General features: G+C 67.7%; 25 protein-coding genes and 1 pseudogene. 12 read left to right on the top strand and 14 right to left on the bottom strand.

Annotated elements, in window-relative coordinates:
* The first annotated feature begins 169 nt into the window (after nt 1-169).
* The 3 genes from ACFWDI_RS11330 (at nt 170) to ACFWDI_RS11320 (ending at nt 3,537) form a co-directional block, all read left to right on the top strand.
* Complete coding sequence (locus ACFWDI_RS11330) at nt 170-1,450, top strand: PucR family transcriptional regulator (protein ID WP_385303011.1); 1,281 nt, start codon at nt 170-172, stop codon at nt 1,448-1,450.
* Nucleotides 1,451-1,732: 282 nt separating this feature from the next.
* On the top strand, nt 1,733-1,933 hold the full coding sequence (locus tag ACFWDI_RS11325) for a hypothetical protein (RefSeq protein ID WP_385303010.1): 201 nt from the start codon (nt 1,733-1,735) through the stop codon (nt 1,931-1,933).
* Entirely contained in the window at nt 1,933-3,537 is a 1,605-nt protein-coding gene (locus tag ACFWDI_RS11320; protein ID WP_385303008.1) for a cation acetate symporter, read from the top strand. The genes ACFWDI_RS11325 and ACFWDI_RS11320 overlap by 1 nt, the downstream gene beginning before the upstream one ends.
* 68 nt (nt 3,538-3,605) lie before the next feature.
* Here the strand turns inward: ACFWDI_RS11320 and ACFWDI_RS11315 are convergent, their stop codons facing one another.
* The 7 genes from ACFWDI_RS11315 to ACFWDI_RS11285 all read right to left on the bottom strand — a co-directional run bounded on the left by ACFWDI_RS11315 (nt 3,606) and on the right by ACFWDI_RS11285 (nt 14,279).
* A complete protein-coding gene (locus ACFWDI_RS11315) occupies nt 3,606-4,835 on the bottom strand; it encodes a PP2C family protein-serine/threonine phosphatase (protein WP_385303268.1) in 1,230 nt (409 codons plus the stop codon).
* 70 nt (nt 4,836-4,905) lie between these two features.
* Nucleotides 4,906-7,353, bottom strand: a complete 2,448-nt coding sequence (locus ACFWDI_RS11310; protein WP_385303007.1) for a SpoIIE family protein phosphatase — start codon at nt 7,351-7,353, stop codon at nt 4,906-4,908.
* 2 nt (nt 7,354-7,355) lie between these two features.
* The gene (locus tag ACFWDI_RS11305) at nt 7,356-9,455 is read right to left on the bottom strand and encodes a SpoIIE family protein phosphatase (protein ID WP_385303006.1); all 2,100 of its coding nucleotides are present in this window, start codon (nt 9,453-9,455) and stop codon (nt 7,356-7,358) included.
* 483 nt (nt 9,456-9,938) lie between these two features.
* Nucleotides 9,939-11,135 (bottom strand): ABC transporter ATP-binding protein, encoded by a 1,197-nt coding sequence (locus ACFWDI_RS11300; protein WP_385303005.1) that lies wholly within the window; start codon nt 11,133-11,135, stop codon nt 9,939-9,941.
* Nucleotides 11,136-11,173: 38 nt separating this feature from the next.
* Nucleotides 11,174-12,007 carry a carbohydrate ABC transporter permease gene (locus ACFWDI_RS11295; RefSeq protein WP_385303003.1) on the bottom strand — a complete coding sequence of 278 codons (834 nt, stop codon included), beginning with the start codon at nt 12,005-12,007 and terminating at the stop codon, nt 11,174-11,176.
* Nucleotides 12,007-12,888: a sugar ABC transporter permease gene (locus ACFWDI_RS11290; protein ID WP_327328597.1), complete on the bottom strand. Its 882-nt coding sequence runs from the start codon at nt 12,886-12,888 to the stop codon at nt 12,007-12,009. Before ACFWDI_RS11290 ends, ACFWDI_RS11295 begins: the two co-directional genes overlap by 1 nt.
* Nucleotides 12,889-12,953: 65 nt before the next feature.
* Entirely contained in the window at nt 12,954-14,279 is a 1,326-nt protein-coding gene (locus ACFWDI_RS11285) for an ABC transporter substrate-binding protein (protein ID WP_385303002.1), read from the bottom strand.
* A gap of 258 nt (nt 14,280-14,537) precedes the next feature.
* On the opposite strand from ACFWDI_RS11285, the gene ACFWDI_RS11280 reads away from it, so the two are divergent.
* On the top strand, nt 14,538-14,834 hold the full coding sequence (locus ACFWDI_RS11280; protein WP_385303001.1) for a DUF1876 domain-containing protein: 297 nt from the start codon (nt 14,538-14,540) through the stop codon (nt 14,832-14,834).
* Between the two features lie 112 nt (nt 14,835-14,946).
* Entirely contained in the window at nt 14,947-15,504 is a 558-nt protein-coding gene (locus ACFWDI_RS11275; protein WP_385302999.1) for a hypothetical protein, read from the top strand.
* 14 nt (nt 15,505-15,518) lie between these two features.
* Here ACFWDI_RS11275 and ACFWDI_RS11270 read toward each other — a convergent pair.
* Nucleotides 15,519-16,097, bottom strand: a pseudogene (locus ACFWDI_RS11270) (dihydrofolate reductase family protein).
* Between the two features lie 242 nt (nt 16,098-16,339).
* Here ACFWDI_RS11270 and ACFWDI_RS11265 point away from each other — a divergent pair.
* Both ACFWDI_RS11265 and ACFWDI_RS11260 read left to right on the top strand, forming a co-directional pair.
* Nucleotides 16,340-16,849: a DUF664 domain-containing protein gene (locus ACFWDI_RS11265; protein WP_385302997.1), complete on the top strand. Its 510-nt coding sequence runs from the start codon at nt 16,340-16,342 to the stop codon at nt 16,847-16,849.
* Nucleotides 16,850-17,034: 185 nt separating this feature from the next.
* The gene (locus ACFWDI_RS11260; protein WP_385302995.1) at nt 17,035-17,367 is read left to right on the top strand and encodes a DUF3140 domain-containing protein; all 333 of its coding nucleotides are present in this window, start codon (nt 17,035-17,037) and stop codon (nt 17,365-17,367) included.
* A 111-nt stretch (nt 17,368-17,478) separates the two neighbouring features.
* On the opposite strand, the gene ACFWDI_RS11255 is transcribed toward ACFWDI_RS11260, so the two are convergent.
* The 6 genes from ACFWDI_RS11255 to ACFWDI_RS11230 form a co-directional block, all read right to left on the bottom strand.
* Nucleotides 17,479-17,652 (bottom strand): CsbD family protein, encoded by a 174-nt coding sequence (locus ACFWDI_RS11255; protein ID WP_385302994.1) that lies wholly within the window; start codon nt 17,650-17,652, stop codon nt 17,479-17,481.
* A gap of 134 nt (nt 17,653-17,786) precedes the next feature.
* Nucleotides 17,787-18,320, bottom strand: coding sequence for a type 1 glutamine amidotransferase domain-containing protein (locus ACFWDI_RS11250; protein ID WP_385303264.1), 534 nt, complete (start codon nt 18,318-18,320; stop codon nt 17,787-17,789).
* 427 nt (nt 18,321-18,747) lie between these two features.
* Complete coding sequence (locus tag ACFWDI_RS11245) at nt 18,748-20,298, bottom strand: FAD-dependent oxidoreductase (protein ID WP_385302992.1); 1,551 nt, start codon at nt 20,296-20,298, stop codon at nt 18,748-18,750.
* Nucleotides 20,299-20,395: 97 nt separating this feature from the next.
* Nucleotides 20,396-20,641: a DUF6158 family protein gene (locus tag ACFWDI_RS11240; RefSeq protein ID WP_385302991.1), complete on the bottom strand. Its 246-nt coding sequence runs from the start codon at nt 20,639-20,641 to the stop codon at nt 20,396-20,398.
* A 571-nt stretch (nt 20,642-21,212) separates the two neighbouring features.
* On the bottom strand, nt 21,213-21,704 hold the full coding sequence (locus tag ACFWDI_RS11235; protein WP_385302989.1) for a hypothetical protein: 492 nt from the start codon (nt 21,702-21,704) through the stop codon (nt 21,213-21,215).
* Between the two features lie 345 nt (nt 21,705-22,049).
* Entirely contained in the window at nt 22,050-22,205 is a 156-nt protein-coding gene (locus tag ACFWDI_RS11230) for a DUF6131 family protein (RefSeq protein ID WP_327327732.1), read from the bottom strand.
* 220 nt (nt 22,206-22,425) lie between these two features.
* On the opposite strand from ACFWDI_RS11230, the gene ACFWDI_RS11225 reads away from it, so the two are divergent.
* From ACFWDI_RS11225 to ACFWDI_RS11205, 5 genes are all read left to right on the top strand, one after another.
* On the top strand, nt 22,426-22,746 hold the full coding sequence (locus tag ACFWDI_RS11225) for a gas vesicle protein (RefSeq protein ID WP_385302987.1): 321 nt from the start codon (nt 22,426-22,428) through the stop codon (nt 22,744-22,746).
* Between the two features lie 34 nt (nt 22,747-22,780).
* A complete protein-coding gene (locus ACFWDI_RS11220) occupies nt 22,781-23,245 on the top strand; it encodes a gas vesicle structural protein GvpA (protein WP_385302984.1) in 465 nt (154 codons plus the stop codon).
* 3 nt (nt 23,246-23,248) lie between these two features.
* Nucleotides 23,249-23,995: a GvpL/GvpF family gas vesicle protein gene (locus ACFWDI_RS11215; RefSeq protein WP_385302983.1), complete on the top strand. Its 747-nt coding sequence runs from the start codon at nt 23,249-23,251 to the stop codon at nt 23,993-23,995.
* A gap of 1 nt (nt 23,996) precedes the next feature.
* Complete coding sequence (locus tag ACFWDI_RS11210) at nt 23,997-24,245, top strand: gas vesicle protein GvpG (protein ID WP_385302981.1); 249 nt, start codon at nt 23,997-23,999, stop codon at nt 24,243-24,245.
* 7 nt (nt 24,246-24,252) lie between these two features.
* Nucleotides 24,253-25,105 (top strand): histone protein (locus ACFWDI_RS11205; protein WP_385302978.1); only part of this gene is annotated, 853 nt, incomplete at its 3' end.

Genomic DNA, 25,105 nt, shown 5'->3' with positions numbered 1-25,105 from the left:
TGAGCCCTCGCCCCGAGCTAACCAACTGCTTAGCATGGTGGCTTCCTGGAAGGTGCCGCCTGCTTCCGCGCACCGGCGGCTGACCCGGTGGAGGTCGCACGGCCCGTCCAGCTCACGACATGGCGGCTCGCCGTGGTGTTCTCGCACGCCCCGTCCACCTGGAGGGTCCATGCACACCAGTCCTCGCACCCACGACGCAGTCGTCAGCGGCCCGCTGATCGATGGCATCACGGATTCCTCTCCTCTCCAGCTCTTCGACCGTGCCTGCCGGCACCTTCTGGGGCGTGGCACGGAATTCGCCGACAGCGTGGTGGAGAAGATCCGCGCCGAGGTGCCGTACTACGCCGACCTGGTGCTGGCACCGCCCGACCTGAGGCAATCCGTGGGCACCGGCGTGCGCCACGGGCTGGAAGCCAGCCTGGATCCGACCAGGATCGTGGGCGTCGAGCGCTACACAAGAGAGCTCGGCATAAGACGCGCCCAACAGGGCCGTCCTCTCGACGAGGTGCTGCACGCCTTCCGTGTCGCCGGTTCGGAGGTGTGGGGCGGGATCATCAGCGTGGTGGAGCGGGACGGACTCGGCGACTCGCGCCAACTGGTACACGTGGCCGAGCTGGTGTGGAAGAGCAACGACCGCGACGCCGTTCTTGTCGCCGACGCCTACCGGCAGGTCGCCGAAGGCGTCGCCAGCCGGCACGGTGAACGCGTCCGCCTGGTCCTCGCCGCCCTGCTGGAGAACCGCAGCGAACCCGAGTTCACCCGGGACGCAGCGGCGATCCTCGATTTGCCGCTCGGCGGACGCTTCGCGGTAGCGGCGGTACGGGCCACACCGCCGTACGGCCGCGCGCCCAAGACCGTTCCGGAGGTGCGCGGCATCCGGATCCTGCGCCACACCCGCCCCCAGGGCGATGTGCTCGTCGCCCACCTGGGGGACCGTCCCCTGGACGTGTTCGCCTCCGGTCTGGCCGCCGGTCCCGGGCTGCGGATCGGGATCAGCCCGGTCGTCCAGGGTCTGGACAGCCTGTCCCGTGCGCGTGACATGGCTGAACTCGCCGTTCGCACCTGCCGGGCCGACGGTGACATAGCCCGGCTCGACTCCTGCCTGCCCGACGGGCTCCTGATCTCACGGCCCGATCTGTCCGCCGAACTGGCCCACCAGGTGCTCCGGCCCCTGTACGACCTTGAACCCGCCGATCGCGACACGCTCTTCGACACCCTCGGTATCTGGATGGAGAACGGCGGCTCCGCCGTCCAGACCGCCCGGCACATGTTCTGCCATCGCAACACCGTGCTCAACCGTCTCCGCCGCATCGAGCAGATCACCGGACTCGCTCTGTCCCGCCCCCGTGATCTGGTGCAACTCACCCTCGCGCTCGACGCGCACCGCCTGCTCGGACCAGCCGCCGTACTTGGCACTCCGTACGAAGGGAACCCGCTGCCGTCCGTCTGACGTCGGATGCTCGTCCCTGGCGATGGGCGTCGGCGCAGGCGGCGCCGGGCTCGCACGGCATGGCTGAATGGGCATCCGCACAGTGACCCCCTGCCGGCGTTGGGAGCGGACAACAGGGCGAGCACAGCGCGTGGACCGGCCATGGCCGCACGTGTTCTGGTGAGCCCCGCACTGAGGTGATCCGCCCTCATCCCTGCCCGCCAGGAGAACGTCATGGCTCAACAACACGCCGCCCCGCTGCATCATCAACCACGGCCGCGTCGTCCAGGTGTCGCTTTCGCCGTGATCAATGGACTGACCTTCGGCGTACATCTGCTGCTCGCCTGCTCTGCCGCCGACTTCATGGCCACCCGCGTCTGGGGAGAGATCACCCGCGGCGTGCTGGCAGTCCTTCTCCAGGGGGCCCTCCTGCTGTGGACGGCGGCGCGGTACGACCGGCGTGCCGGTGAACTCGTACCGAACGAACAGGACGTGGAGTACTGATGACTTCTGACGTCCTGCTCGCTGTGCCCGGCACCCTGGACACGGACACGCGCTCCCTGGTTCTCGTGGGCTTCTTGACGTTGATCGTCCCCATACTGTTCATCTGCGTTCTCAGCGGCCCTGAGAGGGACCGTGTCAACGAGTTCTACACAGCAGGCCGCCGGCTGCCGCCGGTGCGGGGAGCCCTCGTACTGTCCGGGGCCTACCTGTCCGCGGCCACGGTGCTCGGCACCACGGGAAGCGTCGCGATCTTTGGCTACGACGGTCTGTTCATCGCCCTGTGCACCGTACTTTCACTCGGCGTGCTCCTCCTGCTGGCTGCCCCCCTGCGCGAGCGCGGCAGCTATACCTTGGGCGACACTTTCGCTCTGCGGGCTCCAGGGCCCGCGGTACGGATGGCGGTCGCCGTCGTGACCTTGAGTGCATGCGTCCCCTACTTGGTCGTGCAACTCTCAGGTGCGGGAGCGACCACCGCGATGCTGCTGGGGCTGTCCGGGCCGGGCGCCGAACAGACAGCCATCGTCATGATCGGCGCACTGGTCGTCTGCGCCACAGCGTTCGGCGGTATGCGCGGAACCGTGGCACTTCAGGTGATCAAAACGGTGGTGCTGCTCTGCATGGCCGTGGCTGTAACAGCTGTGCTGCTGCATCGCTTTCACTGGAGCAGCGACTCCCTGATCGACGCCGCCGGAAAGGGCAGTGGCCGCCCGGCCATCTATATGCGTCCCGGCCTCCGATTCGCCGGCAGCACCAGCCCCCGAGGCACACTCGACTTCGTCGGCCTGATGATCACCATCGTGCTGGGTGTGGCCTGCATGCCCCACGTGGCCATGCAACTCAACGCAGCTCCCGACGCTGCCACCGCACGCCGTACGGTGCGCCACACCGTCGGCATCGTCGGCGCTTTCTGCCTCGCCACAGCGATGACGGGATTCGCGGCCGCCGCGTTGATCGGCGCCCCGGTAATCCTGGCCGCGGATCCGGGAGGCAACAGCAGCCTGCTGATGCTCACCGGCGAACTGGCGGGCGGCTCGTCGATCCACACGGGCGGGGCACTCCTCGTCGTCCTGGTCTCCTCCGCGGTGTTCCTCACCACGCTGTCGGTGGTTGCGAGCGTCACCCTGGCGGCCGCCGGGGCGATCGCCCACGACCTGTACACGCATGTCCTGTTCCGTGGGCGCACGACCGAGGGGCGAGAGGTGGCCGCCGCACGCTATGCGTCCGCCGGCGTCGGAGTCCTGAGCATCGGGCTGGCGGTCTGGGTCCAGGGATGGAACATGGGTTTCCTGTCGGCTCTCTCTCTGGCGGTGGCTGCTTCCTGCCTGCTGCCGGCGCTGGTGTACTCGCTCTTCTGGAGCGGCTACACGCGAACTGGGCTGTTCTGGACACTGTATGGAGGCCTGTGCTGTGCCATCGGGCTGCAGATATCCGGCCCGGTCTTCTCGGGCAACCCCTGGGCGTTCTTCCCGAATTGGCACCTCAACTGGTTCCCGCTCCAGACGGTCGTCCTCGTGTCGATGCCGGCCGCTTTCCTGCTCGGCTGGCTGGGCAGCGTCGTGGGAAGGCGGCGGATACAGGCGGTCGCGGAGCGTGTCAGGGCATAGGGCGGCGGCCTGCTCGCCCCGCCGACACCCGCAGCGGGGCGGGCGTCCGTTCTGAGAAGGGCCGGGGCTCAGAGACGGATGACGACAAGAGCGGTGTCGTCGGTGTTCCCGCCGGGTGGGATCAGTTGCGACAGCAGGTAATCGGCGAGGGCATCGGCATCGGCTGCGGGATGCCGGGTGAGGCACTCGGTGAGGCGGGCGAGTCCGGTGTCGATGTCTTCACCGCGGCGTTCGATCAGTCCATCGGTATAGAGCACGAGATTGGCACCGTCGATGAAGGCGCTGTCGCTCTGGGGGCGGGGGACATGCTCGGGGCGGGCCCCGAGCGGGGGGTCGGTGGCCCGGTCGAGAAACCGGACCGTGCCGTCGGGATGGAGCAGCGCGGGCGGCGGGTGGCCGGCACTGCTGTAGGTGATGGTGTGGCTGTCCCAGTTGACGATGGCCTGGACCGCTGTGGTGGACTCGGCACCCTCGATGGAGCGGGCGTACTGGTCGACGACGTCCAGCGCCGTCGCGGGTCCGTCGGCGACGCATACGGCGGCGCTGAGGGCGCTCCGCAGCTGTCCCATGACGCCGGCTGCGGGCAGGCCGTGGCCGACGACGTCGCCGACGGCGACAGCGATGCGGTCGCCGGGCAGCTCGGCCAGGTCGTACCAGTCGCCGCAGACGTTCAGAGCGCCGACGGCGGGCCGGTAGCGCACCGCCGCCCGGTGATGGCCGACCGGCCGCGGTGCGGGCAGCATCGCTTCCTGCAAGGCGAGGGCGACCTGCCGTTCGCGGGCGTGTGCCTGGCGCAGTCGTTCATTGACCTCCTGCAGTTCCCGGGCGCGGGTGTAGAGCTCGGCCTCCATCAGCTGATGGCGGTCCCCTGCATCCTGGCGGGAGCGGGCGCGGATGAGCTCGGTGACTTCCTCCACCCGGTGCACGATCAGCACGACCTTTCCGTCCGGATCGAGAACGGGGGCGTTGACCGGGCTCCAGTACCGCTCCTCGAACACGCCGGGCCTGTCGGGTGCCTCGACGTCGTAGCGTTGCAGCGCCATGCTGTCGCGCGTACCCGACTCCACCACCCGCAGCAGTGACGCCTTCAGGTTGCGCATGCCGGACGCGTCGGGGTCGTCGGGATTGTCGGGGAAGACGTCGAACAGATGCATCCCGAGCAGCTGTTCCCGTGCGCGGCCTGACAAGCGCAGGTACGCCTCGTTGGCGTCGGCGTACACCAGCTGCGGAGTGAGCAGCGCCGCCGCGCTGGGCAAGGTATGGAAAACGGCCTCATAGTCGATCCCGGATTCCCGCATCATTGCTTCCCGCCTAGTACCGCGTCGCTTCGATCGTGCGACTTTTCCACGATAGGCATCAGCGGAGATCTCACGTCGCCGACGGGGCGGGCAGCGGCTGTTCGGCCCAGATGGTCTTGCCGTCACGCGTGTACCGGGTGCCCCACCGCTCGGTGAGCTGGGCCACCAGGAAGAGTCCGCGACCGCCCTCGTCGGTGGTGCGGGCGCGGCGCAGGTGCGGCGAGGTGCTGCCGGTGTCGGACACTTCGCAGATGAGGTGGCGGTCACGGATGAGTCGTAGGCCGATCGGCCCCTCCCCGTACCTGTAGGCGTTGGTGACCAGCTCGCTGACGATCAGCTCGGTGGTGAAGACCATCTCTTCCAGCCCCCACTCGGTCAGCTGGGATGCCACCAGCATGCGGCCCTGAGCGGCGGCGGTGGGCTCCACGGGCAGCTCCCACGCGGCCACCATCTCCCTGGCCAGGACGCGGGTACGGGCGAGGAGCAGTGCCACATCGTCGGCAACGTCATCGGTCGGCCGGTCGTGCAGCAACGCGTCCTCCACCGCGCTGCACGTGTCCTCCAACGAGCGGGCAGGCACGCTCAGCGCCCCGCACAGAGCCGCCAAACTCTCGTCGACGTCTCGCTTGTGGCCCTGGATGAGGCCGTCGGTGTAGAGGGCCAGGAGGCTGCCTTCGGCCAGTTCCAGCTCGGCGGCCTCGAACGGCAGCCCTCCCAGACCGAGCGGCGGACCGGCAGGTAGGTCGAGGAGGCGCACCTGCCCGTCCGGGTCCACCACCGCCGGCGGCGGGTGACCGGCGCGGGCCAGGGCGCAGTGCCTCGAAACCGGGTCGTAGACCGCGTACAGGCAGGTTGCGCCAATGACTTGAGGGAAATGTTCGTTCTTCGGCTCCTGCTCGGCGGCCAGGCGGTCCACGAGATCATCGAGGTGGGAGAGGACCTCGTCCGGGGCGAGGTCGAGGTTGGCCAGGGTGTGTACGGCAGTGCGCAGCCGGCCCATGGTGGCCGCCGCGTTGATACCGCGGCCGACCACGTCGCCGACGACGAGGGCGACGCGAAGCCCGGAGAGGGGAATGACATCGAACCAGTCACCACCGACGCCGGTCGTGGCGTCGGCCGGCAGGTAGCGGTGGGCGATTTCGACCGCCGGGTGACTGGGCACCTCGTGCGGGAGCAGGCTGTGCTGCAGGGTGAGCGCCGTGTCGTGCTGCTGGGTGTAGCGGCGTGCGTTGTCGATGCAGACCGCGGCGCGGGAGGCGAACTCCTCGGCGAGTGTGAGGTCGTCCTCCTCGAACGGATCGATCCGTCGCCACCGCCACAGACTGAGCAGACCCAGCACCAGCCCCCGCGCGACCAGCGGCACCACCATCAGCGAGGGGTCACCCAGGCTGAGGACGCGGTCAGCACGCTCCGGGTCCTTGGAGAGCCATCCGGTAACGCCTTCCTGATGCGCGTCGATGACCGGACGCCGCGCGGCCAAGCACCGCGCTTGCAGACTCGCCGGCGGGATGTGAATCGTGCGGCCCACCGGATACATCACCTCCGGCGTGTCCGGCATGATGCTGCGGATGGCCATGCGGCGCACGGTTCCGAGTACCTCCTGGCTGGGCTCTTCGCCGCGGGCCACCGGCTCCAGCAGGTCCACGGAGACGCAGTCGGCGAGGTCCGGGACCGCAACCTCGGCCAGCTCACTCGCCGTCCTCGCCACGTCCAGCGTGGTCCCGATGCGGGCGCTGGCCTTGTTGAGAAGCGCGAGCCGATGGCGGGCCCGATACCGGTCGGTCACATCCTCGACCGTCTGTGTCACGCCGAGGATCCGTCCGGAGGGGTCCTCCATCCGGAATGCCGATATCGACACGAACAGCTCATGGTCCGGGTCCCGCCGCAGGACGCAGGGCTGCTCGGTGGAGATCGAGGACCGGCCCGTCTCCAGTACCTCCCGCAATTGGTTCACCACTGTTTCGGAGTCCCGCTGGATGAGGAAGTCGCCGGTGCGGAGCCCCCGGTGCGCCTCGACCGGTATCTGACTGAACCTCGCGATCGCCCGGTTCACCCGCAGGATGCTCAGGTCCGGGGCGAAGACGGCCAGACCGATCGGGGAGCGGCGGAACAACCCGTCCAGGACCGACCGGTCCGTCTCCCACTGGACGACCTCCTCGGCCGGCGCAGCGACGAGAAACCACTCGCAGTGGGAGTCGCCCCTCGTGATCGCCCGGGCCCGGCACCCCAGCTCCACACGATGACCGTCGCGGTGCCGTACGGGCACCACCCCGAACCAGCCCCGGTCGCGTGCACACGCCGCCACGGCGTCCAGGACGACGTCGTTCTCGCGGGGGTCGACCAGGAAACCGAGCGCCGTCCGCCCAAGGGCTTCCTCCGGCGGGTAGCCGAGCAGCGCCTCGGCCCGCTTGCTCCAGCCGACGATCGTCCCGCGGTCGTCCAGCACCGCCGAAGCCGCACGCCGCACCGCGAAGGGGTCTTCCGGTCCCTCGCTGAACGTCGTCACCGGTCTGTCCATCGCTACCAGCCTTGCACCTTCCCAGCGGGACCGCGCGAGTGGATCCGCGCGGGGTGACTCCGCACCGAGCCCCGCGGACGCGGAGTTCTGGCGAGGAGCACCGCTACGTCGTCCTGGGCCGTGGAGGGCAGCAATTGGCCGAGGACGCGGTCACAGATCTCCTCCAACGGGTGGTCGAGTTGCCGCAGCGCCTGGGCGAGTTGCTGCATGCCCTGGTCGAGGTCTCTGTCGCGGGCCTCGATGAGGCCGTCGGTGTACAGCACCAACAGGCTGCCGGGGGGCAGCGGCACCTGCTCGGTCTGGAAGTCCTGCCCACCCGCCCCCAAGGGCGTACCCGATGGACCGTCGAGGAACGCGATCGTCCCTTGGGCGTCGGCCACGGCCGGAGGTGGATGGCCGGCTCTGGCGATCAGACAACCGCCGGCAGCCCGGTCGTGGACCGCGTACACGCACGTTGCCATTTCATTCTCACCCAGGTCGCTCACGGCGGCGTCCAGGGAGCGGAGCATCTCAGCCGGGGGGATATCGTGCCGCGCCAGTGTTCGCACCGCTGTGCGCAGCTGTCCCATGACTGCCGCCGCATGGATTCCGTGCCCCATCACGTCTCCGATGACCAGGCCGGTCCTGCCGTCGGGCAGCGAGATGGCGTCGAACCAGTCGCCGCCGACCTCGTGGTCGCTGGCGGGCAGGTAGCGCCCGGTGAGTTCCAGGCCGGTCACTTCCGGTAGCGCGTTGTTCGTCAGGCTGCGTTGCAGTGTGAGCGCCGCCTTTCGCTGGCTGGTGTACATGCGCGCGTTGTCGATGTTCAGCGCCGCTCGGGCGACCAGCTCGTCGATGAGCACGCAGTCCTGCTCGTCGAACGGTTCGCGGCTGCGGGCACGCGTCACCACCACGGCGCCGAGCACTTTGCCACGGGCTACCAGCGGGACCAGTCGCGCGGAGCCCAGGCTGCCGAGGTAGGTACGCAGTCGCTCGGCGCGCGGATCGGTGATCAGCGCCGGGACATCGGCCTTGTAGAGGTTCATGGGACGCCCGTCGGCGATGACCTGCTCGTACACCGAGCCGATCGGGACCTGGAAGGTGGCGCCCACTGCCAGTCTTGCGGTGGGGGCGGAGGGATCGGGGAAGGCGGCCGCCAGACGCCGCACCACGCCTTGGGTCGATGCGGCGGCCTCATCGGGGTCGAGCACTTCTTCCAGCAGTTGTACGTCGGCCGAGTCGGCCAACTGGGGCACCAGTACCTGCACCACTTCCTCGGCGGTCTGCCGCAGGTCCAGGGTGGTCCCGATCTGCGTGCCCGCCTCGGCCAGCAGGGCCAGGCGCCGCCGCGCCCGGCCGGCCTCGACCTGCGCCTGCTGCCCCGCGGTGATGTCGATCAGCGAAGCGATCAGGCCCAGCCTCCGGCCGACGCCGTCGAGCAGTGGAGCATAGGAGCAGGACCAGATCCGGTCGTGATCGGGATCGGCCGGTGTGCGACCGGTGCGGCGCACGTCGACCACCGCCTTTCCGCGATCCAGAACCTGCCGCATCACCGTCTCCAGCTCCGCGGTGTTGACCCCCGGCGCGACCTCCGCCGGCCGCTTGCCGAGGTGGTCGGCGGCAGAAACGCCCTGCATCCGCGCCAGCGCGTCATTGACCCGCAGAAAGCGCAGATCGGGGCCGAGCATGGCCAGACCGATGGGGGACTGGGTGAACAGACCTTCCAGAGCAGCCAGTGAATCCCGCATGCGCAGAACCTCGGAGGTCTCCACGGCGATGGCCAGGATGCCCGTCCCTCCCTGCGGGTCCGCAGCCGGGCAGATCCACATCTCCATCGGCACGAGATGCCCGTCGCGGTGCCGCACCGGGAGGGACCCGACCACCGCCTCACCGTCCCGGACTTTCTGCATCAGCTGATCGGCAAGCTCCCAGTCGGGCTCGGGGACCAGTATCGGGACCCCGTGCCGGCCCAGCAGCTCCTCCGGCCCGTAACCGAGCAGATCCTGCGCGGCGAGCGACCACTCCACCAGGCGCCCGTCCGCATCGGCCCTCCACAGCGCGATGGGAAGCAGCTCGCGGAGCACACCCGCGTACCCGATCGCCGACAGGGGCTGATCCGGCACATCACTCGTCGACTCGTGTGTGTCCAACACAACGACCTAACCCCGGGGTGTGGGGCGCTCCGCCTGCAGGCGGCTCCCTGGCGATCTACCGGCCGGGCGCTGCCGACGAATCACGGGTGCAGCGTCTTCGGGTAAAGCTTTTCCGGGTGCAGGTTCTATCAAATCACCCTATCCGAGGCGTGGCGTGCGTGAACGGAGCCGTGGTGATCCAGGAAGGGTGAGGATGCCGCGAGCTTGTCGATCATCTCGGGCAGCAGCCAATGCGCTCTTGTTTCGACATTCTTCTATGTTGAAGATTTTCGAATCAGTGCGAAAGGTTGCATTCAAGAACGTCGATGCAGCTGACTCCGGGGTCTGTCCTGGCCCCTGCCATCGAGGAGTGAAGGTCATGAGCGAGCAGTCCGCCGCTCTGCGCGAGACCGTCCGTCGATGCCGGGCGACCACGTCGGCGCTGCACGCCGGGCTCGCTCGGACAGTCCGGGCTCATCCGCCGCTGTTCTCCCGGTGGGTGAGGTTCGCGCCGGTGCGTGGGTCGAAGACATGGATCCTCGAGGTGTCCACCCACAACTCGGCCTGGCTCCCCTCGCGGACCTGCGTCCCGGTACTGAGCCGGGTGACAATCTGATGGCCGCTGGCTCCCGTCTCACTGATGCCTGAATCGGCGGCCAGCTCGTCCAGCTCCGAAGTGGCGGTCGGCTGCCAGTCCTCCTCGGTGAAGTAGGCGTAGACGTCCGAGCCCAAGGACTCCACCACATCCACGGTGGTGGTGAAGGCGGTCCCCGTCCCCAACCGGCCCGGATCGACCAGTGCGGCGTCCTCGAAGGCTTCGGGCCGCAGACCCACAATGAGGTCCCGGGACGCGTTCTGGCGCTCCAGGCTCTGGCGTACCTCGCCGGACACGGGGATCTCGCCGACGATGGTGCGCAACACGTTCTCCTCCAGGGTGGCGTGGAGGAAGTTCATGGCGGGTGAGCCGATGAACCCCGCGACGAACAGGTTGTGTGGCTCGTCGTAGAGATACTGCGGGGTGCCGACCTGTTGAACGACGCCGCTGCGCATGACGACCACACGGTCCCCGAGCGTCATGGCCTCGGTCTGGTCATGGGTGACGTAGACGGTGGTGGTGCCCAGACGCTGCTGAAGTCGAGAGATCTGGGTGCGCATCTGTACCCGGAGCTTGGCGTCGAGGTTGGACAGCGGCTCGTCCATCAGGAACGCCTTGGGATCGCGGACGATGGCGCGGCCCATGGCGACGCGCTGGCGTTGGCCGCCCGAGAGGTTCGCGGGTTTGCGGTCCAGATGATTCGTCAGGTCGAGGATGCGGGCGGCCTCCTCCACCTTGCTCCGGATGGTGGTCTTGTCGACCTTGGCCAGGCGCAGGGCGAAGCCCATGTTCTCTCGCACGGTCATGTGCGGATAGAGGGCGTAACTCTGGAAGACCATGGCGATGTCGCGGTCCTTGGGCGCCTTGTCGTTGACGACCTGGTCATCGATCCGCAGGGTGCCATCGGTGATGTCCTCAAGCCCGGCGATCATGTTGAGCGTGGTGGACTTGCCGCAACCGGAGGGCCCGACCAGGATGACGAACTCCCCGTCGCCGACTGCGAGGTTGACGTCCCGCACGGCCAGGGCGCCGTCGGGAAACCGCTTGGTGATGCCCTCGAGAACGATCTCGGCCACGGTCGGTGCTCCTTGTCCTGACGGTCGGCTGCTGCCGGTCAGCCCTTGACGGCCCCGGACGTCAGTCCGGCGACGATGCGCCGCTGGAACAGCAGCACGAAGGCGATGATCGGAATGGTGATCACTACCGCCGCGGCGGCGATCGAACCGGTGGGCTGCTGGAACTGGCTGCTCCCGGTGAAGAAGGCGATCGCCGCCGGCACGGTGCGGGCCCTGGTTGTCGAGGTCAGGGAGATCGCGAACAGGAAGTCGTTCCAGCAGAAGATGAAGACGAGGATGGCCGTGGTGAACACGCCCGGCGCGGCCAGCGGCGCGATCACCAGCCGGAACGCCTGCGCGGGTGTGGCCCCGTCGACCTTGGCCGCCTTCTCCAGATCCCACGGGATCTCCCGGAAGAACGCCGACAGGGTGTAGATCGCGAGCGGGAGGGAGAAGGTCATGTACGGGATGATCAGCCCCGGCCAGGTGTCAAAGATCCCCAGAATGCGCTCGATGTTGAACAGCGGGGACACCAGCGAGATCGGCGGGAACATCGCGATCAACAGGGACATGCCGATCAGCAGCCTCTTGCCGGGGAAACGGAGCCTCGCTACGGCGTAGGCGGCCATGGTGCCCAGCACAACGGCGATCACTGTGGCGATCAGGGCGATACCGATGGAGTTGATCAGGGCCCGGGTGAACTCCGAGGTCTGGAAGATGCCGCTGTAGTTCTCCAGCGTCCACTTGTCCGGGACGAAGTTGCCGTCGGTGAGGGTGCTGGGGTCCTTGAACGACAGGGCTGCGATCCACCAGACCGGGAACAGGGCATAGGCGATCACCACGGTGTTGGCGATGGCCCAGCCGGTGACGTGCCGCTTGCCTGCGCCGGCCATCAGCGACCCGCCTCCTGTGAGCCGGGGGCGGCAGCCCCGAAGAGTTTGATGAAGGCGAAGGCGATCAGGCCGACGCAAAGGAAGATGAGCACGGAGATTGCCGATCCGATGCCGAGGTTGAGCGCGGTGAACAGGTTGTCGTAGCCGAGGATCGACACCGAGCCGGTGCCATGAGCTCCCGAGGTCAGCACATAGATGTTGTCGAAGACCCGGAAGGCGTCCAGGGTGCGGAACAGCAGAGCCACCAGAATGGCCGGCTTCATCAGCGGCACCGTGACCAGAATGAAGCGCTGCCAGGCGGACGCACCGTCGACCATGGCGGCGCGCAGCGTCTCTTCAGGCACGAGTGCGAGTCCGGCCAGCAGGAGAAGTGCCATGAAGGGGGTGGTCTTCCAGACCTCGGCGAGGATGATCAGCCCGATGGCCGGCCACTGCTCGGTCAGCGGGGCATCGCCGGGCGGCAGGAGTGCGGCGAGGTAGCCGGTGTCCGGGGTCCAGGCGTACTGCCAGGAATAGGCGGCGACCACGGTGACGATGCCGTAGGGGATCAGGATCGCGGTACGCACGGTCCCGCGGCCGAAGATGGCGCGATGCATGACCAGGGCCAGCGCGAAGCCGAGGACGAGTTCCACGGCTACGGAGATGACGGTGATGAACAGGGTGACCCAGAACGCCTCCCACCAGAACTCGGAGGAGAGCACGGCCGCGTAGTTGCTCAGGCCCACGAAGCGCGCTTGACCTGGGAAGCGCAGGTCGTAGCGTTGCAGAGAAAGATAGATCGCGTAGCCGATGGGGTAGGCCGTGACGGCGAGCATCACGACCACCGCGGGCGCGCACAGCAGCCAGCCCAGCCGTCGCTCCTGCCGCGCGCCCTCGGACAACGCTCCGCTCCTGCCGGGGGCGGGGGCGGGGGCCGGAGCCGTCGACGGAGCGGGGGTCGGGGTGTTCACGGGATCAGCCCCTTGGACTGGAGGGCGTCCTCGATCTGGTCGCCGATGTTCTCGATGTCGCTCCGGGGACTGATCGCCGATGGCGGGGAGAGCGTGTGCGAGATCGCGATGGACACGTTCTGATAGGCGGGGGTCTGGGGACGGACGCTGGCGTTCTCCAGGGCCGAGAGCACTTCGGAGGCGAACGGGTAGCTCTTGAAGAGTGTCTTGTCGGAGTAGAGCGCGCGCAGCGTGGGCGGCAGCCCGCCCTTGAGCGCCGCGGTCATCTGGTTCTGACGGTTGCGCAGGCACAGCGCGGCCTCGAACGCGAGGTCAGGGTGGCGCGAGTAGGCGCCGACGGCGAGGTCGATGCCTCCGATGGTGGGTTTCGACGGCCGGCCGGGGTCCACGCCGGGGTAGGGCGCCCAGCGGAAACTCTTGAACAGGCCGGGCTTGTTCGCCTTCATCGAGGGATAGACGAACGGGTAGTTCAGCTCGAAGGCGGCGCTGCCCGACTCCATGGCCAGCCGGTTCTGATCCTCCATCTGATTGGACAAGGAGGGGTCTGCGGCGGGTGAGGTGGCCAAGTTGTGCATGATCGTGGCCGCTTGGACCGCGGGCGGGCCCAGCGAGGGTGCAGTGGCTGTGGCGTTGAGGATGGAGCCGCCCGCGCTCTCCACGAGCGTGTTGAACCAGACCGTCAACCCCTCATACTGGGCGCCCTGGATCTCGACGTAGTGGGGCTTGCCTTCCTTGGCGAGGTTGCGTGCCATGCCCAGCATCTCGGCCCAGGTCTTGGGGGGCTTAGGCACGAGGTCGCTTCGGTACCACAGCAACTGCGTGTTGGTGTTGTACGGGACGGCGTACAGCTTGCCCTTCCACGTCGCCGTTCGCAGAGGCACCTCGAGGGTGCCCGCGGTGGCACTCCGGCGATTGCCGCCCGTCCAGGGCAGGATCCAGTTGGCCTCGGCGAACTCCGCAGCCCAGGTGACATCGAGGCCCAGGATGTCCAGGGTGTCGTCGTGCGCGGCGAGCCGGCGGACGAGCTGCTGACGCTGGCCGTCCGCGCCGCGCGGGAGCTTGTTGTACGCGATGCGATAGCGCCCGCCCGAGGAGCGGGTGCAGTTGCTCGCTGCGCCGGCCAGGGCACCTGAATCGTCGGGAAAGTTGTACCAGTTCAGGCTGACCGGGCCGGATTCGTCAGAGCCGCAGGAGGTCAGCAGTCCGGCCAGTAGGGGAAGCACGGTGAGGCACCGCAGCCGCCGTGCGGCGCCACGGCTCGCGGGTCGCGGCGATGCTTCGCCGCGCGCCCGCACCGGGGCCTGCCCGTTCGTGTGCCCCACCGCTCACCTCCCGGACCCGGCGGTCACCGGGTGCCTGGTCACCCCGCGCAGTGCCTTCGTCCCCGGAACGTAACGGGTCCCCTGCCCCGCCCAGCGCAACGCGTCGTGTGGGGGACCGGAGATCCCCCGGATGGCCAGCCCCCCTCGCCTGGCGGGTCCCCCTTTCCGGGTGGCGCGCGACCTGGCCCCGGCGGGGGGATCCTGAAGGCAGGACTGCGTCGCGGCGGCGCACTGCGGCCGCGGGCGAGGAGGTGCGCCATGACTCGGACACTTGAGTGGAAGGTCCGCGTTCGCCTGACCGAGGAGGACGGCACGACGAAGGCCGAGGCGGTGCTGGACACTGGGACCGCGACGCTCACCGGGCACGGGGTGGCCCACTGCAATCCCCAGGACGTGGACGTCCCCGCAATCGGCGACGAACTGGCGGCGAGCCGGGCCATGAGAGACATCGCCGGGCAGCTGATGAGGGTGGCCGATCGTGACCTGGAGGCTGCGGGCGCCGGATCGGGGAGCGGACCTATCCGGCCGCCGTACGCCTGGTCGGACATGACCTAGTAGTGCCGTTGCGTCCTGGGGCGCACGTGTAAGAGCCAGTTGATATCAGGACCTGAACAATCGTGCTCCCACGTATAGTTCACGGCGCGGCAGCGTGGGGGCGGGGGAGACGATGAGCGGCGCGCGGGTGTGGTGCTATGCGGGTGCGTATGGAGTCCTGGCGGTGGTGGTCGCCGGCTGCACGGCACTCGCGCCTGATGTCGATCCCATGCAGAGGAAGGCCGTCCAGCCGGTCGTGCATGACGCACTGGTCGCCGGACTGGAGAAGGAGGGCGGCATGCTGGCCGACTCCTCGTTGGCCTCCACGGCCCGGTGGTTCTGTGCGGAGAAGGTCGTCGAGATCCGCGAGATGGATGGCGGGGCCTTGAAGGTGGGTCTGGTCACGCGCTGCTCCGAACTGGCAGCGCGGGGCCGGACCCTTGTCGAGGGAACAGGCGTCCGCGCGCCGTGGCTGGTGGAGCTGTCCATGGACGGGAAGGGTGGCTACCACGTACGACGCCAGGACAGTCCGCCCGACGGCGTGGGCTATGACGAGTGGATCGGCCGTTCGTTCTCGCAGGGGGGCGCGGAGGTGGTGCGGCACGAGGACTGGGACGCTACGAGCACGTTGGAGTCGGCCGCGCGCACGCATTTCCGGCTGCCGCCGGACGCGCCGGTCACCACGCTGTGATCGCGCAGTCTGTGTCATCCCGAGGACGAAGTCTCGGCACAGTGGTAGCGGAGGAGGACGACTCCGTTGCCGAAGGTCCGGGTCTCGGCGAGCCGAAGATTGATCTTGGCGTCCGATGGCTGGAACAGGGGCTTGCCCCGTCCAATGAGGATCGGATGAACGTAGATCCGGTACTCGTCGATCAGATCGTGCTGCATGAAGGTCGCGGCGAGGTCGGCACCACTGAGAACGAGATCTCCGCCCGGCTGCGCCTTGAGCGCCATGACCTCCTCGACGACGACGTCGCGCACGATGGTGGTGTTCCAGTCGGCCCGCTCCAGGGTCCGGAAATACACGATCTTGGGCATGTCCCGCCAGATACCGGCAAACTCCACCATGGGCCTGGTACTTGAGGGGTCCGAGTCGGCGGTTGGCCAGAACCCGGCCATGAGCTCATGGGTGACACGTCCGCCGAGGAAGGCGCCCATCACCTTGAGCTCCTCATTGATGTGGCTGTGCAGCTCGTCGTCGACCATGTGTCAATCGATCTGGCGGTCCGGTCCCTCGATGAAGCCGTCAAGGGACACCGACATCATCAAGATGATCTTTCTCATCGCCGTCCTCGCCGAAGTCGCGCGCCGGTCATGGCCGAGACGTTACGCCCCCGGCGGCACCGCGGGACGAATTGAGGAGCGGATTGGCATGTGCCCGAGGTGTTGGTGCGCGTTTTGGGGCGCGATCCCCTGTGTCTGCCGCGCTACTTCGTGTCGAACGCCTGGCCGGGGCGGTAGAGGGTTCATGGTGGTTCCGGAGACACAGCCACTTGCCGGGACGGCCCAGGATCAAGGATCGATGCATGAACAGCTCGGATTTGCTGGCGGATGCGTTCGAGCGCGTCCGGGAGGCAGTACACGCGGCGGTCGACGGGCTTTCACCGGATGACCTCAACGCCCGGCTGGATGCCGACGCGAATTCGATCGCCTGGCTCGTATGGCATCTGTCGCGCATCCAGGACGATCACGTGGCTGATGCAGCCGCGTGGGAGCAGGTGTGGTTCTCCCAGGACTGGGCGGACCGTTTCGAGCTGCCCTTTACCAAGAGGGCGACCGGGTTCGGCCACTCCAGCAAGCAGGTCGCCGCGGTACAGGTCCAGTCCGCAGAGCTGCTGCTCGGCTACTACGACGCCGTCCACGAGCAGACCATGCGATTCGTGCGCGGGCTCGACGACGCAGCGCTCGACAGAGTCGTGGACGAGACCTGGTCCCCGCCCGTCACTCTGGGCGTCCGTCTGATCAGCGTCATCGCCGACGACCTGCAGCACGTTGGTCAGGCAGCATTCGTCCGGGGCTCCCTGGAGCGCCGTTGACGTGCTCCCCGGCCTGAAGCTGTCCGCCGGGGATTCCTGATTGTCGGGGCTCGCTCTTGTTCGGCAGGTTTGGAGTCCTTGCCGATTGGTCACCCGAGAGGCATCGGCAGGGCTGTAAAGACGCTGCGCCCGATGGCCGGCGCGGCTGCCTGCCTGCAGAGACGGCACGATGTACGGAGCCGAGTATGGGTGAAATGGACGCAGTCGAGACCGAGGCTCTCTGGGATGAGTTTCACCAATTGGTGAACATGACCTCCCAGGAACTGAGCGCATGGCTCAAAACCCGCGAGGAGGCCGAGAGCGCGGAAACCTGGCCGGCGGGCGCCGACGTCGAGGCGGGCCGGCATGTGCTGTCGATTCTGTTGAAGCGGCGTGCCGACCTCACTGACGACGACGTTCAGGTTATGCACCACGTCGTGGAAGCCGTCGAAACGCAGCAGGAGCGGGTACGTGACGCCGGGGACGTTCAGGCGCGTCACAGCCTCATGACCCTCGGGCACGATCCGCTCAAGCCCTGAAAGAGGCGGAGCGGTGGGGGTTGACGCCAAAAGCGGCAGGGGTTGACGCTAAAGGTGCTGGACCTGACGCGGTGGGTACCGCCTCAGGTCCAGTCCTCGAGTGATCCCGGCTTACCGTCCGGACTTCTTCGCCCGGTCGGCAGCCTTTTCGGCGACTTCCTGGGTCTTGCCCGTGATCTGCTCGCCACGGCCCTCCGCCTGCATGCTCAGGTCGTCAGTGGCCTTGCCGACGGTTTCCTTCATCTTTCCCTTGACCTGCTTTGCCTTCGCCTTTGCCTTGCTCATGACGGTTGCCCTTTCATGTGGGGAGTGGGCTGGCATGCCCATCTTGCGCTCATCACCCAGAGTGCGCATGTGGATGCCTATTGTTCATTTTGTTGCTTACGGTAACCATTCGACTCTCTCCAGGGTGCTGCCGCTCACTTGCCGAACTCCGGGATGAACGTCGAAGAGAAAGCCTTCAGATCGGCGGGTTTACGGCTCGTGATCAGCGTGGCGGGGGCGGCACGGCAGACCTCGACCTCCTCGTCGACCCACGTGCCGCCCGCGTTGCGGATGTCGGTCTGCAGGCTGGGCCAAGAGGTCAGCGTCCTCCCGCGCACCACGTCGGCCTCCACCAGCGTCCAGGGGGCGTGACAGATCGCCGCCACCGGCTTGGCCAGGTCAAAGAACAGCCTGACGAAGGCGACGGCCGATTTGTTCATGCGCAGTGCGTCCGGATTGGCGACGCCTCCGGGAAGCACCAGCCCGGCATAGTCCTCTGCATTGCTCTCCGCGACCGTCCGGTCAACGGGGAAGGTGTCGGCCTTGTCGAGGTGGTGGAAAGCCTGCACGCGTCCGGACTTTGTCGAGAGCAGTTCCGGCTCACCACCTGCTTCGACGACAGCTTGCCAGGGGTCGGTCAGTTCGACCTGTTCCACACCCTCGGGAGCCATGAGAAAAGCGACTCGCACGGGACTCACGTCCTTTCCATCGATGCGCGGCGATATGTACCCCGTCCATCTCAACCGCGAGTGCCCACATTGCCGCGGCATATCCCAAACTTTCAGAACCCGTCTTCCGGGCGGGCCGCTGGGAGGCCGGAACCGGACCAGGATGCGGTGTCCGGCCCGTGCCCAGCGTGATGAGCGTGCTATTTCCACTTGGTGGGCAATCCAACGAATGCGATTCGTCCCGCGCCCGCACGAGGTGTGCCTCATGAGTGCCAGGCCGCTACTTTCCGTCATAAGCGCTGGGGGTGTTTCGCATCCCCGCCGTCGGTTACCCGAGCCGCAGTAGCGGGGCCTCAGAGCTGTCTTTTTGGCTGCTGCTTCCCTTGTCCATGCCGAGCGGATGCGCGATGAGGTCATCGGAGCCAAGACCGATGGACCTCTCACCTGTTCATCCCCCGGTTCCGGGCGCCTCACGAGATTCCAATGGCCGGGTGGCGGGTCCGTGCAGGACCGAACCGTCCGTTGCGAAGCGGGAGCCGTGGCAGGGGCATTCCCAGACCCGCTCGGCATCGTTGAACTGCACCAGGCAGCCGAGGTGAGTGCAGCGCGCGGAGAGCACGCTGGCGTGGCCCGACTCGTCGCGGTACACGGCGCAGCGCCTTCCCTCCAGTCGTACGACTGCTCCGCTGCCGGGCGGGATATCGTTCACCGAGTCGACGTGGCTGGTGTGCAAGCGGTCGCCGACAAAGTGCCGGGCGGCAGAAGCCTGGAACTTCACCAGCTCCGCCGTCTCGCTCACCCGAGGCAGCCTCCTCGGGTCGTACAGGTCGGTCCAGGCAGGTCGGCCCCCGCCTGCGATGTGGGCCGCGAGCAGGCGGCCGGCCATCACCCCGTTGCTCATGCCCCAGCCGCCGAAGCCGGTGGCCACATAGACGTGCTGGGTGCCCGGGTGGGCGTGTCCGACGTACGGCAGGTGATCGCTCGAGTCGTTGTCCTGCGCCGCCCAGCGGTAGGCGTGGTCGGCCTCTGCGAAGCCGGGCATCCGCTCGCGCGCCCAGGAGTCGAGGCGCGCGAACCGTTGCCGTACGCCTCCGGCCCCCGGCTCGAACGATTCACCGGTGACGATGAGCAGCCGGCGTCCTTCGTCGTAGGGCGCGCTGCGCACCGAACGGACCCTGTCCTCGGGACTCATGTACATGCCCGTGGGCGCGGCATCGGACGGTACCGGCGCGGCGATCACCAGTTCCCGACGGGGCTTGAGCCGGGTGATGAGGAGGGTGCGGTCGAATACCGGGTAGTGCGTCGCGATGACGGCATCGCGCGCCTGGACCGTCACTCCGCCCTCCGTCGACAGTCGGCAGCGGCTGCCGTCATGGAGTGCGGTGACACGGCTGCGTTCGTGAATGCGGCCGCCCGCGGCGACGAACTTCTCGGCCAGGGCGAGCAGAAACTTCCGCGGATGGAACTGCAGCTGGCTCTCGACGCGCACCGCGCCGGAGACCGGGAAGGGCAGTTCCGTCTCGGTCACGAAGGAAGCGTCGAGTCCTGCCCTGCGGGCCGCCTCCGCCTCGTCCCTGATCTCGCCCGCGCGCTTCGAATCCTCTGCGTATGTGTAGGCAGGGGCGCGCTCCAGGTCGGCATCGATACCCAGCTGGGCACAGAGAGCCGCTGTCCGCTCGACCGCGTCCTGCTGCGAGAGCGCATACAAACCGGCGTTGTCGGCGCCGTGCTTCGCCTCCAGCCGCGTGTATGCCAGACCGTGCAGGGACGTCAGTTTGGCTGTGGTGTATCCGGTCACTCCGGCGGCGATCCGGTCCGCCTCCAGGATGACGACGTCCAGACCCGCCCGGACCAGTTCCCATGCGGTGCACAGGCCGGCGATGCCCCCGCCGATGACGGCGACCTCGGCGGTCACATCTGTGCCGGCGGGTGGGTAGCCGGTACCGGGGGTGGTGACCATCCAGTACGACTCGTCGGTTGTTGGGCGTTCCGCAGCCATGATTGCCGTCTTCCCCTTCTGTCCTTTGGCCAACGGCGTCGTGCGTGAACGGACTTCCATCGGCCGAGTGCGCCGAGGGCGCGACGTATGGCACCACTCACTCGCTCCTCGCGCGGGCGCCTTCCCGTGTCCTGCCGGGCGCCACGGGGCGGTCGGAATGGCGCTTCAGATACTCGGCTTCCAGCTCCGTCATGCGGATGCTGTGCGCTACCAGCGCGTTCTGTGAGCCGTGCAGCAGTGCGTCGTGCCGCGTGCGGTGAATGGTCTCCAGCTCCCGCAGTAGCTGCTGGTCGTCGAGATCTGCCGGCCCCACACCCCTGTGCCTGCCTCCAGCGTCGCTCATCGGACTTCCTTCCCGTCTGCACTTCGTCCAGTACCTGCTACCCGCCCGGGAAGCAACTACGTGATGCCGTCGATTCGGGCAGGGGCGCAGGGGTCGCAGCGCTCCAGGTACTGCGTTACGTCGCCCGCCGGAGCCGGCCGCGGGGACCGTTCCCTTGCGCCGTTCCCGGATCCGGTCCTCGGGCATCTCTTCCACTCTGGCCCCACGGACAGGCTTTGGCACGCGAGCCGACACGGGACCGCGATGGTCGGGGGCGAGTACGGTCCATTTGGTGAGGATCTACTCGCAGGACAGCCTCACCCCGGTGACCGGGGTAACCCGGCTGACCTGCGGCCGGCCGGAGGCGGCGCTGTGGGGGGCGGACGCGTGCAGCAACAGAGCGCAGAGGTGCGGACGTCTACCACCAGCCCGTGGACGCGGGCCGAAAGGGCGCGGCGGGCTCGGCGGGGAGGCCGGATACCGCCATGCTCGGCTGAGCCACCGAGACTGGGGGCGCCATGCCGCAATGTTCGTGGACGGCCATGCCTGAGGAGCTTCAAGCAACTGTCGCGCGCAGCACCAAGAGGGCACGTTATGCGTGCCGGAATGTGGTTCCCGCCTGCTGGAGGCGCAGCTCCTCGAGCGTCCGCAGCTGACGCCCCGCACGCTCAAGGAGGGTGTCCAGCCTCTGCGACTCCAACCGCGGCTCGCTGTCAGCCAGCAGCCGCAGCGTCTTCCATGCCGCCGCCTTGCCCTCCACGCCCAGTCGCAGTATCTCCAGCTCCAGCAGGGAGCTGAGCGGCGAACGACGCACAAGGCGGCCATTGGTTTTGAGGCGGGCGGCTTTTTCGGACAGCCAGCCCGCAACGACCTTGTGACGGCGGACCGGGAGGTCGAGCCTGCTCATGATCTCCAGCAGAGCCGAACGGTCCTGAGCAATCTCTGCCGCAATGGGCTCCAAGGTCGAAGAGACTGCCGGATCCTCGTGGGTCTTCGCCATGCGACGGGCCAGATCGGTGCCGGCGAAAGAGCCCGCAAGATGGTCGTTGAGGTAGATGCCGAGCAGGTGCGATCGTTCGTCCACGACGTTCCTTCCTCCTTGCGTATTCACGTCCGGGATGCCGGCGTCCGCGTCGACGGCACGCTCTGCGGGGGGCGTAGTCGTGTTGATCGCTGCGACGAGAGCCGGGACCGAGCAGGTAGGGGCCGACGCCGGCCGGCGCACGGGGTGGGGTTGGCCCGGAGAATGACACGTCGACCATCGTCACCGCTGTGAGCAAACCGGTGACATCGCCGCTCCGGAGAGCAGCACGCCGCAATCAGGCTGGTATCTGGGTAACCCTGGTGGCGAATGTGTCACCGGGCCGTACTCGCTGCCAGATGCCCTCGGTTACGGGGACTACGCGAGCGCCCCCATAAGCGCGGTCCTCTACCAATAGTGTCGCCGCCCGCCGACCGCGTGCCCGACCGACCCCAGGATCCAGAAGATTGCCCCGATCACGACCAGGATGATCCCGATGGTCCAAAGGATACTGATACCGGCCACGAACCCGATGACGAGCAGAATGACGCCAAGAGTGATCACGGTGACCTCCCGATTCGCCTAAAGATCTCCAAATCACTCTGCTCCTCGGCTGTCAAGGCGGCAACCGCTCCCGGTCCGACAGCCGCGCGCTACGCGACCCGTGCATGACCCTCCCTGCAACCGCGTGGCAGGCCCCCCGGTGCACGCACGGGGGCGCAGCGGCCACGCCGACGGCTCAGCACAAGATGCGCCATTCCTGTTAGCGATGAGACTTGTTGCTATGGCAGAACAGCGGCGCACGCGGGAGCGGCCCTCGGCAAAGACGTCGGGCCGACGAGCCTCCTCCACCCGGGGGCCGGAGCAAGCTGGCCGCGATGCCTGCCAGCGGCTGGAGGGGCTGATCAGCCATCCCGTAGAGGGCGTGTCGGCAGTACGACGTACGGACGACGGATGGTGCGTCGTCGTTGACGTCCTTGAGGTGGCTCGAATTCCGGACACAACGAGCTTGCTCGCCTCGTACGAGGTGCAACTCGATCAGGGCGGCGAGCTCTTGGAGTACCGCAGGGTCCGCCGCTATCGAAGGGGCTCCGCCGACGAGTGATCTGCGCTGCCCGACCAGCTGAGAGGACGCACCCATGCCCACAACCGTGTACTCCGACGAGGTTGCGTGCCCGCCACGCGCCGGCACGTTGTACGACGTGCTGGAACTCATCCTGGACCGGGGCATGGTTATCGACGTGTTCGTCCGGGTCTCCCTGGTGGGCATCGAGATCCTCAAGATAGACGCGCGCATCGTCGTCGCCAGCGTCGACACCTATCTGCGCTTCGCCGAAGCGTGCAACCGACTGGACCTGGAGCGCGACTCGCGCAGCACCACCGTCCCGGAGCTGTTCGGTGGCGGTGCGGCCAAGTCCGTCGGCAAGCGCAAGGTGAGGAAGGCCGCGGAATCCGTGGGTGACACCGTGCGCAAGGCGGTCGGAGGCCGTGACGACGATGACTCCGAAGAGTCCGATGAGGCCGACGAGGAGCAGCAGGAGCGGCCGGGTCGACGCGCGCCTGCCGGCAGCGGGGCCCGCCGACGCCGACGTGTGGAGGCATGACCGGTGACGAACAATGGTGTGTACGTCTACGCGATCATCCGGACCGGAAAACCGCTGCCGACGGACGCCTCCGGCGTGGGCAGCCCGCCTGCCTCCTTGAGAGTGGTCCGGCAGGGGCCTGTCACCGCCGTCGTCAGCGATGCGCCCCCGCAGCTGCGTGCACGCCGTCGCGATCTGCTCGCACACCAGGATCTTCTGATGCGCCTGGCTGACGGCGGACCAGTGCTGCCCATGCGCTTCGGAATGGTCGCACCGGACGAGGAGACCGTGCGCAAGCAACTGGCCGTCGCCGAGACGCGCCACATCGCGGCGTTGGAGCACGTCGACGGCGGGGTCGAGGTGAACATCAAGGCACTTTCGGCCGAGAACGGGTTGGCCGCCCTCGTGGCCGAGGACAGGAACATCCGACGGCTGCGCGAGGACGTACGTCGCCGTCCCGGATACGACGCCACGCTCCGGCTGGGTGAAGCCGTGGCTGTGGCGCTGTCCCGCAGAGCGGCCGAGGCCGGCCAGCGTCTGGTGCGCGAGCTCACGCCCATGGCTCGCGCGGCAGCAGCGGGACCGGAAGTTCAGGGGTGCGCTCTCAACGTGTCCTTCCTCGTCAACCGGAGCGACAGCGACGACTTCCGAAAGACGGCGGAGCGGTTTGGTGATGCGCACCGTGAACGAGTTGAGCTTCGCATTGCGGGCCCGCTGCCCTGCTACAGCTTCGTCGCCGACGACTGCCCTCCCGTGCCGGCCGGAGCATGACATGGGACTCATCACGGGACTGCTCACACTCCCTCTCGCGCCGGTCCGCGGAGTGATCTGGGTAGCGGAGAAAGTCAATGAAGCCGCCGAGCGCGAGCTGCATGACCCCGCCGTACTGCGCGCTCAACTGGTGGCGCTGAACCAGGAGCTCGAAGACGGACACATCAGTCAGGAGGAGTTCGAACGGGAAGAGGAACGGCTGCTCGACCGACTCCATGAAGCGTTCTGCGCGCCGAATGAACGAAGGTGACTCACTCATGGACGAGCAAACCAAGTTGGCCCTCGCCGTCTCAGTCGTGGGCGGCTACCTGCTGGGCCGTACCAAGAAGGGCCGGCTGGCCCTCACCGTGGCGACGTATCTCGCGGGCAGGCGATTCGGCCTCGAACCGCGTCAGCTTGCCACTGAAGGGATGCGCAGGCTGGGTGAGATCCCACAATTCGCCGAGCTGCAGGGGCAATTGAAGGGGGAGGTCCTCGACGCCGGCCGCAAGGCGCTGACAGCTACAGCGAACCGAGGGATGAGTTCGTTGGCCGACGCGATCAGTGACCGTACAGCCCGCCTCGGCGAGGGGGAGGACGAGGAGGAGTACGAGGACGAGGAAGAGGCCGAAGAGGAAGAGCCGGAAGAGTACGAGGACGAAGAAGAGGAGGAGCCGGAAGAGGAAGAGGAAGAGGAAGAAGAGGAAGAGCCGGAAGAGTACGAGGACGAAGAGGAGGAGGAGCCGGAAGAGGAAGAGGAAGAGGAGGAGCCGGAAGAGGAAGAGCCGGAAGAGGAAGAAGAGGAAGAGCCGGAGGAGGTAAGTCCGCGACGGCGCCGCAGCTCTCGAGAAGCGGCAGCAAGGCGGTCTCAATCCGCACGGACGCGGACGCCCCGAGGGCGCTCCACGAGGGCCGCAGGTAGGAAGGCGGCCCCGGCGAAGAAGGCGGCCCCGGCCAAGAAGGCTGCGGCGAAGAAGGCGGCCCCGGCCAAGAAGACGGCCCCGGCCAAGAAGAGCGCGGCGAAGAAGACGGCTCCGGCCAAGAAGAGCGCGGCGAAGAAGACGGCTCCGGCCAAGAAGAGCGCGGCGAAGAAGACGGCTCCGGCCAAGAAGAGCGCGGCGAAGAAGACGT

The organism is Streptomyces sp. NPDC060064 (assembly GCF_042736455.1).
Classification (GTDB): Bacteria; Actinomycetota; Actinomycetes; order Streptomycetales; family Streptomycetaceae; genus Streptomyces.
This window is presented reverse-complemented; position numbering and strand designations above follow the sequence as displayed.

Excerpts from the sequence above, each read along its gene's own strand:
- ACFWDI_RS11255 (WP_385302994.1), bottom strand. The coding sequence starts at position 17,652 with ATGAGCAAGGCAAAGGCGAAGGCAAAGCAGGTCAAGGGAAAGATGAAG.
- ACFWDI_RS11245 (WP_385302992.1), bottom strand. The coding sequence starts at position 20,298 with ATGGCTGCGGAACGCCCAACAACCGACGAGTCGTACTGGATGGTCACC.
- ACFWDI_RS11295 (WP_385303003.1), bottom strand. The coding sequence starts at position 12,007 with ATGGCCGGCGCAGGCAAGCGGCACGTCACCGGCTGGGCCATCGCCAAC.
- ACFWDI_RS11315 (WP_385303268.1), bottom strand. The coding sequence starts at position 4,835 with ATGCGGGAATCCGGGATCGACTATGAGGCCGTTTTCCATACCTTGCCC.
- ACFWDI_RS11280 (WP_385303001.1), top strand. The coding sequence starts at position 14,538 with ATGACTCGGACACTTGAGTGGAAGGTCCGCGTTCGCCTGACCGAGGAG.
- ACFWDI_RS11310 (WP_385303007.1), bottom strand. The coding sequence starts at position 7,353 with ATGGACAGACCGGTGACGACGTTCAGCGAGGGACCGGAAGACCCCTTC.
- ACFWDI_RS11225 (WP_385302987.1), top strand. The coding sequence starts at position 22,426 with ATGGCAGAACAGCGGCGCACGCGGGAGCGGCCCTCGGCAAAGACGTCG.
- ACFWDI_RS11265 (WP_385302997.1), top strand. The coding sequence starts at position 16,340 with ATGAACAGCTCGGATTTGCTGGCGGATGCGTTCGAGCGCGTCCGGGAG.
- ACFWDI_RS11220 (WP_385302984.1), top strand. The coding sequence starts at position 22,781 with ATGCCCACAACCGTGTACTCCGACGAGGTTGCGTGCCCGCCACGCGCC.
- ACFWDI_RS11240 (WP_385302991.1), bottom strand. The coding sequence starts at position 20,641 with ATGAGCGACGCTGGAGGCAGGCACAGGGGTGTGGGGCCGGCAGATCTC.
- ACFWDI_RS11210 (WP_385302981.1), top strand. The coding sequence starts at position 23,997 with ATGGGACTCATCACGGGACTGCTCACACTCCCTCTCGCGCCGGTCCGC.
- ACFWDI_RS11275 (WP_385302999.1), top strand. The coding sequence starts at position 14,947 with ATGAGCGGCGCGCGGGTGTGGTGCTATGCGGGTGCGTATGGAGTCCTG.
- ACFWDI_RS11330 (WP_385303011.1), top strand. The coding sequence starts at position 170 with ATGCACACCAGTCCTCGCACCCACGACGCAGTCGTCAGCGGCCCGCTG.
- ACFWDI_RS11320 (WP_385303008.1), top strand. The coding sequence starts at position 1,933 with ATGACTTCTGACGTCCTGCTCGCTGTGCCCGGCACCCTGGACACGGAC.
- ACFWDI_RS11260 (WP_385302995.1), top strand. The coding sequence starts at position 17,035 with ATGGGTGAAATGGACGCAGTCGAGACCGAGGCTCTCTGGGATGAGTTT.